The organism is Cellulomonas sp. P22 (assembly GCF_044392165.1).
The window spans coordinates 465,885-481,040 of record NZ_JBISBW010000002.1; the positions used below are offsets into that span (position 1 = coordinate 465,885).

The following is a 15,156-nucleotide window of genomic DNA, read 5'->3' on the forward strand; positions in this document are numbered from 1 at the left end:
GGGAGCGTCAGCCCTGCGGGTCGAGGGGACGCGCGAGCTGCAGCGCGATGGTCCCCGCCCACGCCTGGATGTCGTCGAGGTCGCGGAAGTCGCCCACCTCGGCGTCGATCGCGGCCGCGTGGGCACGTTCGCTGACCCCCAGGTCGGCAGACCGCAGGCGCCCCGGGAAGCAGCGCGCCTCGAACGCACCCGTCCGGCGCACGATCGTCGTCACGTCGTCGGGCTCGACGGGCGGCACCGGGTCGTCGCCGACCGGGCCCGACCAGAACAGCCACACAGGTCGGTCGCTGAGCGCCGCGACCTGCCGGTCGACGAGCTCACGGATCGCCGCGGCGATCCGCCCGCCGTACACCGCGGAGCCGAGCACGACGGCCGAGTAGGGCGCGAGCGTCCCGACGTCGTCCGGGTCGATCTGGTCGACCTCGTGCCCTGCGTCGGTCAGCACCTCGGCAACCACGTCGCCGATCTCCTGCGTCGCACCGTGCCGCGAGGCGACCGTCACCAGGATCCGCACTGGAACCTCCATACCGAGGACGGGGTGCCAGGCGCATGCCCCAGGGACCAGGGTGCACAGGAACGACCCCGCCGCGCTAGGCCAGAGGTCCTCTCGATGTCGTCGGAACGCGCAGGCCGCTGCCCTCGGCCCATGCCGGGCCGCCACGACACCCCGGTAGAGTGGACCGTTCAGGGTTGTGTGCGCGCCGGGAACGGGTGGGTCGGCGTGCTCGTCCGTGAACTCCGAGGCCATGAACCAGAGCTCGACCGCATCCCGCACCCTCGCCGCCTACCGCGCGCTCCCCGCGCTGTCCGGCCGCCCCTACCTCCCCGTCGCCTTCCTCGCACGGGTCCCCTTCTCGATGACAACGCTCGGCGTCATGGTCCTGGTGACCGCGACCACCGGATCGGTCGCCGCCGGGGGCCTGGCGACAGCCGGCGCATCGCTCGGCACCGCCGCGTTCGCCTCGGTGCAGGGCAACCTCGCCGACCGCCTGGGCCAGCGCCCCGTGCTCGTCGTCGCGAGCCTGCTCAACGCGGTAGCCGCCGTCGCGGTGGTGCTGGCCGCGACCGGCGGCGCCCCGCGCGCCGTGCTCGCCGCCTGCTGCTTCCTGCTGGGGGCGAGCGCCCCGCAGGTCGGCGCGCTCGCCCGCGTCCGCTGGATCGCGCTCGGCGGCGCGGACCAGCCGCGCACCGCCGAGGCCGCCATGAGCTACGAGAGCACGGTCGACGAGATCACGTTCGTGCTCGGGCCGGCGCTCGTCGGGGTGATCGCGACCGCCGGCAGCCCGGCCGCCGCGCTGCTCGTGGCCGCGGGGCTCGTCGCCGTGTTCGGCCTCGCGTTCGCGCTGCACCCCACGGCCGACGCCCCGGCCCGTCGTCCCCGGGCAGGCAGGTCGTCCGGCGCCCGACGACCGGGGGCGCTGCACGTCCTGCGGCGGGTCGCGCTGCCCGTCGTGGGCATGGCGTGCATCGGGGTGTTCTTCGGAGGGACGCAGGCGAGCGTCACGGCCGTCGCCGAGGCCGCGGGCCGTCCGGGCGTCGCTGGGCTGATGTACGCGGTGCTCGGCGTCGGCTCGGCGATGACGGCGCTCGCGCTCGTCGCGCTCCCGGCCTCGGTGGGCTCCCGCACCCGCTGGCTCACGGGCGGCACCGGGCTCGCCCTGACGATGAGCCTGGCCCTGCTCACGAGCGGCACCGGCCAGGTCGTGGCCGTGCTCGCCGTCGCGGGCCTGTTCGTCGGTCCCACGCTCGTGACCCTGTTCTCGGTGGGCGGCAACCTGGTTCCGGTGACCGAGGCGGGCACGGCCATGACGATGCTCGTGAGCGCCAACGTGGTCGGCGTGGCCGCGGGCGCCGCGGTCGCGGGCGTCGCCTCCGAGCACCTCGGCACCCCGACCGTGTTCGTGGTGCCGATCGCGGCGGCCGTGCTGGTCGCGCTCGCCGGGCTGCTCTCGCCCCGCGAGCGCCCCGGGGCGACGTCGAGGACCGATCTGGTGGACGCCGCCGTGTGACGTGCACCTCGTCGTCGCTTCCGTGGCGGGCCCGACGCCCTGCCGTAGGGTGACGAACGTGACGATCGCTCCCGAGGGCCGCCGCATGCTGCGAGTCGAGGCTCGCAACTCCGAGACGCCCATCGAGAAGAAGCCCGAGTGGATCCGCACGCGGGCCACCATGGGTCCCGAGTACACCGAGCTCAAGGGCCTGGTGAAGACCGGCGGCCTGCACACGGTGTGCGAGGAAGCGGGTTGTCCCAACATCTTCGAGTGCTGGGAGGACCGCGAGGCGACGTTCCTCATCGGGGGCGACCAGTGCACGCGACGGTGCGACTTCTGCCAGATCGACACGGGCAAGCCCGCCGACTTCGACGCCGACGAGCCGCGCCGAGTCGCCGAGTCCGTCGAGGCGATGGGGCTGAAGTACGCCACGATCACCGGTGTCGCCCGTGACGACCTGCCCGACGGCGGCGCCTGGCTCTACGCCGAGACCGTGCGCCAGATCCACGCCGCGAACCCCGCCACGGGTGTCGAGCTGCTCATCCCCGACTTCAACGCGACGCCCGAGCTGCTGGCCGAGGTCTTCTCCTCGCGCCCCGAGGTGCTCGCGCACAACCTCGAGACCGTGCCGCGCATCTTCAAGACGATCCGGCCGGGTTTCCGCTACGACCGGTCGCTGTCGGTGCTCACCGCCGCGCGGGCGGCGGGGCTCGTCACCAAGTCCAACCTCATCCTCGGGATGGGCGAGACGATCGACGAGGCCAAGGAGGCGCTCGTCGACCTGCACGAGGCCGGGTGCGACCTCATCACGATCACGCAGTACCTGCGCCCGTCGGTGCGCCACCACCCCGTGACCCGCTGGGTGCGGCCCGAGGAGTTCGTCGAGCTGTCCGACGAGGCCGAGCGCATCGGCTTCCTGGGTGTCATGTCCGGTCCGCTCGTGCGCTCGTCCTACCGGGCCGGTCGCCTGTGGGGGCAGGCCATGCGCCGCCGCGGCCAGGAGATCCCTGCGGCGCTCGCGCACCTCGGCGAGGAGCGCACGGCCCGCCAGGAGGCCGCGAGCCTGCTCGCGCGCTGACCTGCGCACGGGCGCGTCCGCCCAGGGCGTAGCCGTCGCCCGTCGTGAGCGGCCCGCGAGGGTCGGTAGACTCCCACGTCATGGCCCGTGACACCGCTCCAGCCCCCGCCAAGGTGAAGAAGACCCGGTGGTACCACCAGGTCTGGCAGGCATACCAGATGACCCGGCGCAACGACCCGGCCGTCACCTGGATCGTGCTCGCGGTGTTCTTCGGCATCCTCGCTGTCGGCTCGGTCATCGGCATCCTCATCGACAAGCCCGTGTACGTGGGCCTGCTGAGCGTCCCGTTCGCCGTGCTCGGCGCGATGTTCATCCTCGCGCGCCGCGCCGAGGCGTCGGCGTACAGCCAGATCGAGGGTCAGCCGGGGGCCGCGCGTGCGGCGCTGGGCACGATCCGCCGCGGCTGGAACTTCCCCGAGGAGCCCGTCGCCGTCGACCCCCGCACCCAGGACCTGGTGTTCCGTGGAGTCGGCCGGGCCGGCGTGGTCCTCATCGGCGAAGGCCCCTCGCCGCGGATCGAGCGCCTGCTCGAGTCCGAGCGCAAGCGCACCGCACGCGTGATCTCCGGCGTGCCGATCACGCTCATCCAGGCCGGCAACGGCGAGGGCCAGGTGTCGCTGCGCAAGCTGCCGCGCGCCGTGCAGCGCCTCAAGCCCACCCTGACCAAGCAGGAGACCGCCGAGGTCATCAAGCGCCTCAACGCGCTCGGCGCGGTCCGGCTCCCTGTCCCCAAGGGCGTCGACCCGATGAAGGCCCGTCCCGACCGCAAGGGCATGCGCGGCCGCTGACCAGCGCATATCTCGTGGCCGTCCGGGCGGGGCTCACCTAGGCTCGCCCGATGCCCGGCACCGACGACCTGACCAGCACCCTCACCGTCCCGACGGCAGCCGTGCACGCTGTGCACGACCTGCTCACCGAGGCTGCGTCCGCCGACGGCTTCTCGGGGTCGGTGCACGTGGTCCAGGGCAGCGAGGTGCTGCTCGACGCGGGCTACGGCGTCGCCTCGCGCCGCTGGGGCTCCCCCGTGACCACCGCCACCCGCTTCGACGTGGCGTCCGTGACCAAGCTCTTCACGGCGGTCGCCGTGCTCCAGCAGGTCGAGGCCGGCCGGCTCGACCTCGACGCCCCGATCACCGACGTCGTCGACCTCACGGGCACCACGATCACCTCGGCCGTGACGCTGCGGCACCTGCTCACGCACACGTCGGGCATCGGCGACGACGCCGACGAGGAGGCCGGTGAGGCCTACGAGGACCTGTGGCTCGAACGCCCCTGCCACACGGTGACGAGCACCGCCGACTTCCTGCCCCAGTTCGCGCACAAGCCGTCGAACTTCGCCCCGGGCACCGGCTGCCGCTACTGCAACGTGGGCTACGTCCTCGCGGGCCTCGCCCTCGAGGCTGTCACCGGGACGACCTACCGGGAGCACGTCCTCGAGCACGTGCTCGCCCGCGCCGGCATGACCTCCTCGGGCTTCTTCGACATGCGCGACGCGGTGCCCGACGTCGCCGAGGGCTGGGACCCGGTGCGCGACCCCGACGGCGTCGTCACCGGGTGGCGCTCGAACATCTTCTGCTACCCGCCGATCGGCTCACCCGACGGCGGCGCGCACGCGACTCCCCGTGACCTGGTGCGGTTCCTCGACGCGGTGCGTGGCGGCGATCTCCTCGGCCCCGAGCTGACCGCGGCGTTCCTCACCCCGCAGGTCACCCACCACGAGTCGGACGGGCGCACAGTGCGTTACGGCTTCGGCCTGGAGTTCGTGGTGCTGGCCGACGGCTCGGTGCGCTCGCTCACGAAGGACGGGATCAACGCGGGGGCGAGCGCTGTGCTCCGGCACTACCCCGCGAACGACGTGACGGTGGCGCTCGTGTCGTCCTCGGAGGACGGCGCGTGGGGCCCGTTCCGCAGGATCGACGGCCTGCTGGGGCCTGCGACCCCCTGAGCGCGGCTCAGCGCCGGACGATGACGGTGCCCGCGGCCCTGTCGTGCAGGCCGCGACCGTCCGCGTCCCACACCACCGCGGGGATCACCAGGCACAGCAGGACGGTGCGCACCGCACCCGAGAGCAGCCCCGGCACCACGACCGGGCCGGCCTGCACCTGCGGCTCCTGACCGCTCGGGTCGGGACCCAGCCGCGCGGGCCTCACGGCACGGCGCACGTGCAGGCCCAGCAGCCGGTGGCCCAGCGTCGTGCCCAGCAGGCTCACGAGCAGCACGTTCTCGACCGCGAACACAGCGAGCGTCGCCATCGGGTCGCCGCCGAAGAAGGCCGCCGAGATCGCCAGGCAGGCCGCCCAGTCGACCGCGAGAGCCAGCAGCCGGCGCCCCAGGGGCGCGAGCGACCCCGGCCCAGCGGCGGGCAGCCCGAGGCGGGCGCCGGGGGCGCCGCTGCCGCCCGAGGGGCCGCCCTCGAGCCACGAACCCATGCTCCGCCGCGTGCTCACCCCGATAGCCTAACCAGCGGGCGGGCGACAACCGGACGCGCGCCGACGAGGTCTGACGCGCACGACCGTTACACAGGACCGCGCCACGTAACACCCCGGAAACAGGCGGTACATGGACGGGAAACGGCGTGCGCCTAGCCTCGAACCGCCCGACCAGGGCACGACTACCCGAGGAGCAGCGGATGTTCAGCAAGCCAGAAGAGGTCCTGGCGTTCATCAGGAACGAGGACGTCAAGTTCGTCGACGTGCGTTTCTGTGACCTGCCCGGCACCATGCAGCACTTCAACGTGCCGGCCGCGTCGCTCGACGAGAACTTCTTCACCGAGGGCCAGATGTTCGACGGCTCGTCGATCCGCGGCTTCCAGGCGATCCACGAGTCCGACATGAAGCTGATCCCGGACGTCACGACGGCCTACGTCGACCCGTTCCGGACGCAGAAGACGCTCAACATCAACTTCCACATCGTCGACCCGTACACCGACGAGCCCTACAGCCGCGACCCGCGTCAGGTCGCCGCCAAGGCCGAGGCGTACCTGCGCTCGACGGGCATCGCGGACACGGCGTTCTTCGCCCCCGAGGCCGAGTTCTACATCTTCGACGACGTGCGCTTCGAGACGAAGCAGAACGCCGGGTACTACTACATCGACTCGATCGAGGGCGCCTGGAACTCGGGCCGCGTCGAGGAGGGTGGCAACCTGGGGCACAAGACGCCCTACAAGGGTGGCTACTTCCCCGTCCCGCCGGTCGACCAGTTCGCGGACATCCGCGACCAGATCTCGCTCCAGCTCGACGAGCTGGGCCTCCAGGTCGAGCGCGCCCACCACGAGGTCGGCACCGCCGGCCAGGCGGAGATCAACTACCGCTTCGACGAGCTCGGCAAGTCGGCCGACAAGGTCCAGCTCTTCAAGTACGTCGTGAAGAACGTGGCCCACGCGAACGGCCGCACCGCGACCTTCATGCCGAAGCCGCTCTTCGGCGACAACGGCTCGGGCATGCACGTCCACCAGTCCCTGTGGAAGGACGGCGTGCCGCTGTTCTTCGACGAGAAGGGCTACGGCGGCCTGTCCGACATGGCGCGCTGGTACATCGGTGGCCTGCTCAAGCACGCGCCCTCGCTGCTCGCGTTCACGAACCCGACGGTGAACTCCTACCACCGCCTGGTCCCCGGCTTCGAGGCCCCGGTCAACCTGGTCTACTCGGCCCGCAACCGCTCCGCGTGCATCCGCATCCCGGTCACCGGTTCGAACCCGAAGGCCAAGCGCATCGAGTTCCGCGTCCCGGACCCGTCGTCCAACCCGTACCTCGCCTTCGCAGCGATGCTCATGGCTGGCCTCGACGGCATCCAGAACCGCATCGAGCCCCCGGAGCCGGTCGACAAGGACCTCTACGAGCTGCCGCCGGAGGAGCACGCGCTCATCCAGCAGGTTCCCGGCTCGCTCTCCGAGGTCCTCGACAACCTCGAGGCCGACCACGACTTCCTCACGGCGGGCAACGTCTTCACGCCCGACCTGATCGCGACGTGGATCGACTACAAGCGCTCGCACGAGGTCGACCCGATCCGTCTGCGGCCGCACCCGCACGAGTTCGAGCTCTACTACGACTGCTGATCGTCTGGGCTCGCGGCTGCTCCCGTGAGCGTCTGACCTGCAGTGACGGCAACCCCGTCGCCCTCGTGGCGGCGGGGTTGCCACACTTTTTGCCACAACCGCGTGCGCCGGTTGCCCCGGCCGGAACCTTGCGGACGGTCCCCGGCATGCCGGGCCTCTACGACGTGGGCGTCGTGCACCGTCCGACTTGATGAACTACCGCTGCAATGGCCCGCGGCCGGCAAGCTCGACCCCGAGAAGTGCGGGCCGCACTCAGGCGGCGGCCATCGAGTGGGTACTGACCTGAGCGGACCAGGTCCACGGCTCGACGCCGGAACTCCGGCGGCTTGGTTGGAGGCAGTTAGGTCACTCCTCAGAGTTGACATCACCACCCCAGGATCGGTGTCCGGCGAAGGGGCATGCTCCGCGCCAACCGATGGAGAGTTCGACGTCTTTCAGAACCACAACGTCAACGTCACAGCCGGCGCAGAAGCCACCAGTCACTGACCAAACCGGCCACGAGGAGCACTACCCACCGCACGCGTGAGGAATCCCATGCTTGGTCGGCTGCACTCGCCACCAGCACGAAGGAATCCGGCACGAACAGCATGACGGCGTAATACGCGAAGAGGACCAGCAGAGCCACGGGCACGACGCTCCGCTCGGGTCGATTCCCGATACTCCATGCACCCGCGGCGAAGACCGCAGTCAGAATCGCGAACGGTTCCACGACAAGCCCGAGCGGATGCCACTCAGCTGAGCTGGCCACGAGCCGCGGCGCCAGGGCCAGCTGCGCGAGCCACGAAGTGCCGACGACGACCGCCCCGACGATCATCCGCAGCGTGGTGGTGCGCAGGGGGCCGACCGGCATCGCGACCAGGGATGCGGCCGCGGGATCGTCCAGTACATAGCAGGCGCCGACCAGTGTCACGAGCATCGAGACATGCAGCGCCGTGGTGGCGTCGACCGTCCCGAGCCCGTAGCGCGCCGAAACCAGAGCGGCGACGACAAGAAGACCGGCCACTGCGCTCACCACGATCGGGGCCAGTCGGGAGGACCGAAGCACTGCGGCCGTGACCTCGGGCCTCACTGGCACACCCATCCGTCAGGGCGCTGCCGGGGCACCTCGAGTCCCAGTTCGTCGGCGATCTGTACGGCCGTCGCACCAGTTCCCCAGTCGATCGACCTCACCCGACGGATCGCGTCATCCGGCTGCAGAGTGAGAAGCTGCTGGACGACGTCTACTTCCGAGACGCTGAAGACATAGCCCGACCCTGATCGGACCGTACTCGTCACCAGCCCGCCGCCCTGCGTAGCCGCCAGGAGCCCACGGAAAGCGGCCCGGACGTCCGGCGAAGATGCCGCTGCCGCCCACAGGACGAGCACACCCGGCGCGTCACAGAGCGGATTGATGCTTCCCGAGTTCGCTGCTGGGGCGCCGTCGATGAGTTCGGCCGCGACATCGACGCCGAACGCCAGGGTCGTGAACTCTTCGATGCTGCTCGAGTCCGTCACGCTCCAGTCCATCGGCGCCGCTACTGAGCCTGTCGGTACCACCAGCGCCCCATCCAGGGCGGCGTACGGCACCTGGACAACGTCGAGTTGCGACATCCGTTGGGCGGAGTCAGGGACCACGGAACGTACCCCAGCGACAACGACCGCCCACTCATCGACGCGTGAGCTGAATCCGTCGAGCGGACAGTAGAGATCCGGCCCGACCTGACGGCATGAGCGGAGTCTTTCGAGGGTGCTGTTGTCGACCGTCGACGCGTCCGCCTTTGCGCGAAGCGGCACTGCCGTGACGCAGGCGACGGCCAGGATCGGCACCAGGATCAGGGCCCAGCTGCGCCAGGGGGGACCGTCACGCAGCAACGACATCAGGCACAGGAGCACCAGGACGGCCAGTAGCCATATGAGGTGGACCCCTGCAGGGCGCCCCAGCAGGTGCCCGGGAAGGGTTCCGGGATCTATCGGGTCGAGCGGGACGACGACCGCGATCCAGGAAGTCGGCAAGAGCCCGGCCTGACCAAGGAATGCCAGCAGGAACACGAGCCCGAGCAGGGCCAGCCCCAGCGCTGAGTACCGGACGAGGCGGCCCAGGAGTACGCCCACGACCCCACCGAACCAGACGACGACGGGCGCGGTCAGGGCTTCGAGAACGAGAACCTGATCGGCCGCGTTCTCACTAGAGGCGAACGCAACAAGGCAAACACTGATCAGCAGCCCCCAGGCCAGGGCCGGGATGGCCTGACCACAGAGAAGAGCCAGGGTTGAGAGCCAACGAGGCATCGGCTGAACGCTCTCCAATTCGTCCGAACCCACCCTCTCGGCGCTCATCGAGGTCAGAAGTGCCACCAGCGCCAGGCCGGCCGCTGGGAGCAGGCTCCAGGACTGCGTTGCCACCGATGCCGAGGACAGCACCGTGTACGCGGCTGAACCATCGACCATGGCGAGCACCCACTGCGAGACCGGCAGGAGCATCGAGATCACAACGACCGGATGTCGCAGCGCTCTCCAGCCGCGCGAGGCGACCAAAGTGAGGAACACCTCCGGAGATACCGTCCCAGCCGTTGGCCTCACAGTCGCCCGCTCGTCGCCACGATGTACCCGTCTTCGATCGATGGCGCCGCCAGGCTCGCACCAACAGGCGCGTCGCCGACGTAGCGCATGAGGCCCTGCTCGCCGATGCGCCAGGAGGCCAACGCCCCAGCTTCCAGCCCAGAGCTCTCCCACACACGTCCCTGGGCGAGTTCTGTCAGTTTGCTTGGAGTTCCGTCGAAGACGACCACCCCGGACTGCAGGACCAGGACGCGGTCGCAGAGTGCTGCGACGTCCTCGGTCTGGTGGGTGGAGAGCAGCACCGTCCTGCGCTCGGCCACCCCAGAAATCGTGGAACGAAACCGGACGCGTTGGCTGGGGTCCATGCCGACGGTGGGCTCGTCCAGCAGTGGCACCTGCGGATCACCGAGCATGGCGCAAGCCAGCGCCAGACGCTGTCGCATGCCACCGGACAGCTTCCCGATTCGGACGCGTCGCGAATCCTCAAGTTCGACCTCAGCCAGGACCCGTGAAACTTCGTGTGCACGCGTGCCACGACCTGCGATGTCCCGCAGCAGAGCCACGTAGGCCACGTACCGCTCGACGGTGTAGGACGGGTAGAAGCCAGGATTCTGCGGGAGGTAGCCGATGTTCCTCCGGACGTGAGACCGGTCGGCCCGTCGACGTGCGTCCACGCCGTCGATGAACAGCGTTCCCGACTGCGGAGGCGCGGCAGTGGCGAGCACACGCATGAGCGACGACTTACCGGCTCCGTTCGGGCCGAGCAACGCGGTCACACCGTGATGCAGTGCGAGGTTGAGCCCGCTGATAACTACGCGATTTCTTGCGCGATTGTTATGTCGCTTGCGACAAGTGTCGTTTGCCTCATGGAAAATTCTCTACCGCAACTTTCGTCTTGTGGCGCAGGCTGTGGCTCGTGCGCACGGCCACAGCCTGGCCTTCACGAGAACTCGGTGGATCGAATTCAGCAAGCGTCGAGACGATCGAACCGCGCAGTGAAGGGGCGGCTTTCCGTGTAGGAGTTCCCACTTGCGCGAGACGCGCAGTTTCCGTCGGCGTCAAATGCCCAAATCATGCGGATGCGTTTCGTCGCGCCACACCCGTCGTAGGCCTTCGCGTAATCGTCCAGGTCCCTCGACCACGTCGTGACCGTCATGCAGTCGGGTGCTGTCGCGGCCGACGCAGTCGACGCGACGAGGACCCCACTGCCCATTGCGCCCACCGTCGCGACGAGCGCCGCCAGGGCCTTGAATTTCGCGCCGCGCATCAGCATGACTCCAATCCGGCAACCGAGGTGTAGTAGGGCGCGCTGTACTCCCTCGAGCATCCAGAAGAGAGCGACTTACAATCGCTGTCGTTCGTGTAGTTCCACACCGGTTTCAGCCGCTTGGATGTTGAGCATCCGTTGTACGCCTTCGCGTGGTTGGTCCAGGTGTCGGCCCAAATCGAAAGTGTCACGCAGCTTGGAGCGGCCGCCGCCTGCGCTCCGACCGCTGGCACGACGATACCTGCAAATGCTTTCTGTGAGTCTTTGCGATTGTGACAATAGTGGAGGGCGACTTGACGCACATTGGAGATACGTGTGATGTGCGTCACATTCCAGTATTGACTTGTCATTGATGGGGGCTCTACGCCGATCAGGTGAGGAGTGAAGGGCTCGGGACGGTGAGCGATGGGGAGAGGTCCCCCTGCGGATCAGGAGCGACCAAGCTGCCTGATCGACTTCGAGGTCCTCGACATGTCGCACGCGAGGGGTGCACCAACAGGCCCTCTGAACTGCAGGAATGCTCTGTCCTGCGCTTCCCATGGGCTCTACTGCGACTGCTGATCGTCTGCGCTCACTGCTGCTCCCGTGAGTCGCTGACCTGCAGAGACGGCACCCCGTCACCTTCGTGGTGGCGAGGGTGCCGCGCGTTGTGCCACAACCACGTGCGGCGACTGCCCCGGCTGCGACCTGCGCGCGGGCTGTGACCGGAGCGTGGAGTCTGGCGTCAGGGCAGCAGCGCGCGAACCTGGTCCTCGATCTGCTGGACGATCTCGTCGACGGTGAGGCCGACGTTGAGCGTGGCCGCCATCGACAGGAACATGATCGCGGAGACGATGTGTGCGCGCGTCATCGCGTCGTTCGCCCCGATGCGCTCGTCGCGCCGCAGGACGACGGCGATGGCCTCCTCGGTCTGGATGGTCAGCGCCAGGGCGTCGCGGTGGTGGGGTTCTGCGGGATCGCCGAAGACGATCTCCCGAAGGTAGGTCCGTCCGTTGTCGATCTGCTTCCGGTTGCACTCCACGACCGGGCGGATGATGGCCATCACCGCACCCAGCACGTCGGGGATCTCTTCCGCCGCCGACCTGCCTCGTGCGAGCGCGTCGGTGTAGCTGGAGCTCTGCACGAGCAGGAGCAGCTCGCCCTTGGTCTTGGCGTAGAGGAACAGGGTCCCCGTGCCGATGTCGGCCTTGTCGGCGATCTGCTGGGTGGTCACCTGGTCGACGCCGTGCTCGTCGAAGAGCTCGCGGGCGGCGGCCGTGATGCGGTCCAGCTTCTGCTGCTTGTTCCGCTCCCGACGTCCGAGCGGTGGCGATGCAGAGGGGATCACGGCCTCCTTCGAAGAACTCGAGGTCATGCGATCGAGATGACGATCTTGCCTCGCACGCCGCCGTGCACGAGCGCGTCGAGGGCCTGGGGCGTCTGGTCGAAGGGAAAGACCCGCCCGACGACGGGACGAAGCTCTCCACCGTCGACGAGGGCGGTGATCTGGCGGAGCTGGTCTCCGCTGGCATGCATGAACAAGAACTCGTAGCTCACGCCGAGCTTCCTCGCCTGGCGGCGGATCCTGGCGCTCAGCACGGCGATGGCCACGCGCAGCAGCGGGTTCAGCCCGGCCTCGCGGGCGAAGGCCGGGTCGGGAGGGCCGGAGATCCCGATGGCCTTCCCACCGGGCCTGAGAACCCGCAACGACTTCTCGAGGTTTTCTCCACCCACGCTGTCCAGCACCAGGTCGTAGCCGTCGAGGAGCTCCTCGAAGTCCTGGCTGCGGTAGTCGATGACGACGTCGGCGCCCAGCTCCCGCACGAAGTCCGCGTTCTTGGCGCTCGCGGTCGTGGCCACCGTCGCACCGAGGTGCTTGGCGAGCTGGATCGCGATCGACCCGACGCCACCGGCGCCGGCGTGGATGAGCACCTTGTTGCCCGGTCCGACGTTGCCGCGTTCAACGAGCGCCTGCCACGCGGTCAACGCGACCAACGGCAGCGATCCCGCCTCCTCCACGGTGATCGACGCAGGCTTGGGGGCGAGGTCGGCCTCGGCGACGGCGATGCGCTGGGCGAACGTGCCGATCCGGTCCTTGCCGGGCCGGGCGTAGACCGCGTCTCCGGGGGCGAAGCCACGGACCTTCGCACCGACCGCGAGGACGGTGCCGGCGAGGTCGTGGCCGAGGACCAGCGGCAGCGCGTACGGCAGGATCTGCCGGAACTCACCCGTGCGGATCTTCTCGTCGAGCTGGTTGAGGCCGGCCGCCTGCACCTGCACGAGCACGTCGCGCTCCCCCACGGCAGGCTCGGGCACCTGCACCTCCTGGAGCGGCCCCTTGTACCGGGTGATGGCGAACGCTCTCACGGGAGGCCTCCTTCGTGATGGCGGCTGACCTCGATGGCGACCGATGGGCGACGACCCAAAACCGAGCCATCTCAAGTTTGAGCGCACTCATGATCGTTGTCCAGGCACGTCGGTGTTCCGCGAGATCAGCTCCTGAGTGCACCCGGCCGACGCCTGTCGCGGACACGGGCGGAGCCGTAGCGTCGAGGTGTCGCCGACGTGAGGCGGGCGGGCCCCGCGCCCACCGCCGGAGACGAGGGAGGGCGCAGAGATGCTCGCATGGCAGGTCCGTCCCCCGGCGTGCTGGAGCAGGTGCATCGTCCCGCGCCCACGCCGGAGCCCGACGAGCTCCTCGTGCAGGTCGAGGCCTGCGGGGTGTGCCGCGCGGACCTGCACGTGCTCGACGGCGATCTGCCGCCGCACCGTTCACCGGTCGTCCCGGGTCACGAGGCCGTGGGCCACGTCGTCGCGCACGGACGGGACGTCACGGGCTGGGCCGTGGGCGACGTGGCCGGCATCGCATGGCTGCGCCGGACGTGCGGACGCTGCGCGGCTTGTCGATCCGGGCGGGAGAACCTGTGCCAGCTCTCGCGCTACACGGGCTGGGACGACGATGGCGGCTACGCAGAGCTCGCCACCGTCCCCGCCGACTACGCCTACCGCTGGCCGGCCGGGCTGGACCCGGTCACGCACGCCCCTCTGCGGTGCGCGGGGATCATCGGGTACCGGGCGCTGCGCCGATCCGAGCTGCCGACCGGTGGGGTGCTCGGGCTGTACGGGTTCGGTGCGTCGGCGCACGTCACGGCACAGTTGGCTGCGCCTCCGCGTCGGGCGCGTACGACATCCCGCCGCTGAACTACCAGCGGCACCTGTTCCACGAACGCTCCGTGCGCTCGGTCGAGGCCAACACCCGCGCCGACGGGCGGGAGCTTCTCGCCGAGGCCGAGCGCATCGGGATCGAGGTGCACGCCGTCCGGTTCCCGTTCGATGCCGCGGACCGGGCGCTGGACGATCTGCGGGCCGGACGCTCCGCCGGCGCGGCCGTTCTGGTCGACGGCTCCTGGCGATGACGATGCGGGACCGTCGGCCGGTCACGGGACGGGACGCGATGACGCCGCATCCGGGCGGTGTCAGGACCCGGCCGCGCCCGACCGGTCCGGCAGCTGCTGGACCGCCCACTGGTTGCCGTCCGGATCGCTGAACCCGGTGAACCGCCCCCACGGCAGGTCCTGCACGGCCGAGGCGTCGACGTCGTGCGCGAGCAGGAACTCGCGGGCCGCGTCGGCGTCGTCGACCACCACCTGCAGCCCCTTGACCGACCCCGGCGCGGCGTCCGACAGGCCGACGCCGAACGAGATCGAGCACGCCGACCCCGGCGGGGTGAGCTGCACGAACCGCAGGTCCTCGGACACCGTCTGGTCGTGGTCGACCACGAAGCCGACCTGGTCGGCGTAGAACGCCTTGGCACGGTCCACGTCGCTGACCGGGACGAACACGAGCTCGAGCCTGAAGTCCATCTCGTCGACCCCCTGCGGAGAAGCCGCCGTCGTCCGACGGCGGCACACCTCATCGTGCGGTCAGTGCCGCCAGTAGTTGTTGGCCTTGGCGACCGTGGCGAACTCGCGTGCGATGACCTCGGCGGCCGCGATGACCGAGTCGGGGTCGCTGGCGTAGACGGCGCGGCCACGCTCCCGAGCGGCGGGGTCGGGCTGGATGGCCTCGACCGAGGACAGCGCGAGCTCGATCGCGAGCGTGCGGCCCTCCTCGGGGGTCGCCGTGATGAGCGTGTTCCCGGGGATCTTCACGGACGGCAGCGGCGGGGCGATGTTGGTAGTCATCTCTCCATCGTGGGCGCACCGGCACGCGGTGTCGCGCCGGGGAGCAGACACGTCACGGCGCGCCG

General features: G+C 69.8%; 17 protein-coding genes. 7 read left to right on the forward strand and 10 right to left on the reverse strand.

The window, feature by feature from the left end:
* Nucleotides 1-7: 7 nt before the first annotated feature.
* Nucleotides 8-526 (reverse strand): flavodoxin domain-containing protein, encoded by a 519-nt coding sequence (locus tag ACGIF2_RS02855; protein WP_396043243.1) that lies wholly within the window; start codon nucleotides 524-526, stop codon nucleotides 8-10.
* Nucleotides 527-731: 205 nt separating this feature from the next.
* Here ACGIF2_RS02855 and ACGIF2_RS02860 point away from each other — a divergent pair, with 205 nt between their 5' ends.
* The 4 genes from ACGIF2_RS02860 (at nucleotide 732) to ACGIF2_RS02875 (ending at nucleotide 5,014) form a co-directional block, all read left to right on the forward strand.
* Nucleotides 732-2,009: an MFS transporter gene (locus tag ACGIF2_RS02860; protein ID WP_396043245.1), complete on the forward strand. Its 1,278-nt coding sequence runs from the start codon at nucleotides 732-734 to the stop codon at nucleotides 2,007-2,009.
* Between the two features lie 58 nt (nucleotides 2,010-2,067).
* Nucleotides 2,068-3,069: a lipoyl synthase gene (gene lipA / locus ACGIF2_RS02865; RefSeq protein WP_396043247.1), complete on the forward strand. Its 1,002-nt coding sequence runs from the start codon at nucleotides 2,068-2,070 to the stop codon at nucleotides 3,067-3,069.
* Nucleotides 3,070-3,149: 80 nt separating this feature from the next.
* Nucleotides 3,150-3,857 carry a DUF4191 domain-containing protein gene (locus tag ACGIF2_RS02870; RefSeq protein WP_396043249.1) on the forward strand — a complete coding sequence of 236 codons (708 nt, stop codon included), beginning with the start codon at nucleotides 3,150-3,152 and terminating at the stop codon, nucleotides 3,855-3,857.
* Nucleotides 3,858-3,907: 50 nt separating this feature from the next.
* Nucleotides 3,908-5,014: a serine hydrolase domain-containing protein gene (locus ACGIF2_RS02875; RefSeq protein ID WP_396043251.1), complete on the forward strand. Its 1,107-nt coding sequence runs from the start codon at nucleotides 3,908-3,910 to the stop codon at nucleotides 5,012-5,014.
* Nucleotides 5,015-5,021: 7 nt separating this feature from the next.
* Here ACGIF2_RS02875 and ACGIF2_RS02880 read toward each other — a convergent pair whose 3' ends face one another.
* Complete coding sequence (locus ACGIF2_RS02880) at nucleotides 5,022-5,516, reverse strand: RDD family protein (protein ID WP_396043254.1); 495 nt, start codon at nucleotides 5,514-5,516, stop codon at nucleotides 5,022-5,024.
* 182 nt (nucleotides 5,517-5,698) lie between these two features.
* On the opposite strand from ACGIF2_RS02880, the gene glnA reads away from it, so the two are divergent.
* On the forward strand, nucleotides 5,699-7,123 hold the full coding sequence (gene glnA, locus ACGIF2_RS02885) for a type I glutamate--ammonia ligase (RefSeq protein WP_396043256.1): 1,425 nt from the start codon (nucleotides 5,699-5,701) through the stop codon (nucleotides 7,121-7,123).
* Between the two features lie 454 nt (nucleotides 7,124-7,577).
* Here the strand turns inward: glnA and ACGIF2_RS02890 are convergent, their stop codons facing one another.
* From ACGIF2_RS02890 to ACGIF2_RS02915, 6 genes are all read right to left on the reverse strand, one after another.
* The gene (locus tag ACGIF2_RS02890; protein ID WP_396043258.1) at nucleotides 7,578-8,192 is read right to left on the reverse strand and encodes a hypothetical protein; all 615 of its coding nucleotides are present in this window, start codon (nucleotides 8,190-8,192) and stop codon (nucleotides 7,578-7,580) included.
* Nucleotides 8,189-9,592 carry a hypothetical protein gene (locus ACGIF2_RS02895; RefSeq protein ID WP_396043261.1) on the reverse strand — a complete coding sequence of 468 codons (1,404 nt, stop codon included), beginning with the start codon at nucleotides 9,590-9,592 and terminating at the stop codon, nucleotides 8,189-8,191. Before ACGIF2_RS02895 ends, ACGIF2_RS02890 begins: the two co-directional genes overlap by 4 nt.
* Nucleotides 9,593-9,678: 86 nt before the next feature.
* Nucleotides 9,679-10,536, reverse strand: a complete 858-nt coding sequence (locus ACGIF2_RS02900) for an ATP-binding cassette domain-containing protein (protein WP_396043362.1) — start codon at nucleotides 10,534-10,536, stop codon at nucleotides 9,679-9,681.
* Nucleotides 10,537-10,625: 89 nt separating this feature from the next.
* Nucleotides 10,626-10,934: a hypothetical protein gene (locus tag ACGIF2_RS02905; RefSeq protein WP_396043263.1), complete on the reverse strand. Its 309-nt coding sequence runs from the start codon at nucleotides 10,932-10,934 to the stop codon at nucleotides 10,626-10,628.
* A gap of 718 nt (nucleotides 10,935-11,652) precedes the next feature.
* Nucleotides 11,653-12,252, reverse strand: coding sequence for a TetR/AcrR family transcriptional regulator (locus ACGIF2_RS02910; protein WP_396043364.1), 600 nt, complete (start codon nucleotides 12,250-12,252; stop codon nucleotides 11,653-11,655).
* A 26-nt stretch (nucleotides 12,253-12,278) separates the two neighbouring features.
* Nucleotides 12,279-13,274 (reverse strand): NADP-dependent oxidoreductase, encoded by a 996-nt coding sequence (locus ACGIF2_RS02915; protein WP_396043266.1) that lies wholly within the window; start codon nucleotides 13,272-13,274, stop codon nucleotides 12,279-12,281.
* Nucleotides 13,275-13,532: 258 nt separating this feature from the next.
* Between ACGIF2_RS02915 and ACGIF2_RS02920 the strand changes: the two genes are divergently transcribed.
* Complete coding sequence (locus ACGIF2_RS02920) at nucleotides 13,533-14,108, forward strand: alcohol dehydrogenase catalytic domain-containing protein (RefSeq protein WP_396043268.1); 576 nt, start codon at nucleotides 13,533-13,535, stop codon at nucleotides 14,106-14,108.
* Nucleotides 14,109-14,140: 32 nt separating this feature from the next.
* Nucleotides 14,141-14,323, forward strand: coding sequence for a hypothetical protein (locus ACGIF2_RS02925; protein ID WP_396043270.1), 183 nt, complete (start codon nucleotides 14,141-14,143; stop codon nucleotides 14,321-14,323).
* Nucleotides 14,324-14,383: 60 nt separating this feature from the next.
* Here the strand turns inward: ACGIF2_RS02925 and ACGIF2_RS02930 are convergent, their stop codons facing one another.
* Together ACGIF2_RS02930 and ACGIF2_RS02935 are read right to left on the reverse strand one after the other, a co-directional pair.
* Nucleotides 14,384-14,818, reverse strand: coding sequence for a glyoxalase superfamily protein (locus tag ACGIF2_RS02930; protein ID WP_396043272.1), 435 nt, complete (start codon nucleotides 14,816-14,818; stop codon nucleotides 14,384-14,386).
* 12 nt (nucleotides 14,819-14,830) lie between these two features.
* Nucleotides 14,831-15,091 carry a hexameric tyrosine-coordinated heme protein gene (locus ACGIF2_RS02935; RefSeq protein ID WP_396043274.1) on the reverse strand — a complete coding sequence of 87 codons (261 nt, stop codon included), beginning with the start codon at nucleotides 15,089-15,091 and terminating at the stop codon, nucleotides 14,831-14,833.
* Nucleotides 15,092-15,156: the final 65 nt, after the last annotated feature.

Coding starts and splice junctions, on each gene's coding strand:
- ACGIF2_RS02905 (WP_396043263.1), bottom strand. CDS start 10,934: ATGCTGATGCGCGGCGCGAAATTCAAGGCCCTGGCGGCGCTCGTCGCG.
- ACGIF2_RS02875 (WP_396043251.1), top strand. CDS start 3,908: ATGCCCGGCACCGACGACCTGACCAGCACCCTCACCGTCCCGACGGCA.
- ACGIF2_RS02920 (WP_396043268.1), top strand. CDS start 13,533: ATGGCAGGTCCGTCCCCCGGCGTGCTGGAGCAGGTGCATCGTCCCGCG.
- ACGIF2_RS02855 (WP_396043243.1), bottom strand. CDS start 526: ATGGAGGTTCCAGTGCGGATCCTGGTGACGGTCGCCTCGCGGCACGGT.
- ACGIF2_RS02935 (WP_396043274.1), bottom strand. CDS start 15,091: ATGACTACCAACATCGCCCCGCCGCTGCCGTCCGTGAAGATCCCCGGG.
- ACGIF2_RS02870 (WP_396043249.1), top strand. CDS start 3,150: ATGGCCCGTGACACCGCTCCAGCCCCCGCCAAGGTGAAGAAGACCCGG.
- glnA (WP_396043256.1), top strand. CDS start 5,699: ATGTTCAGCAAGCCAGAAGAGGTCCTGGCGTTCATCAGGAACGAGGAC.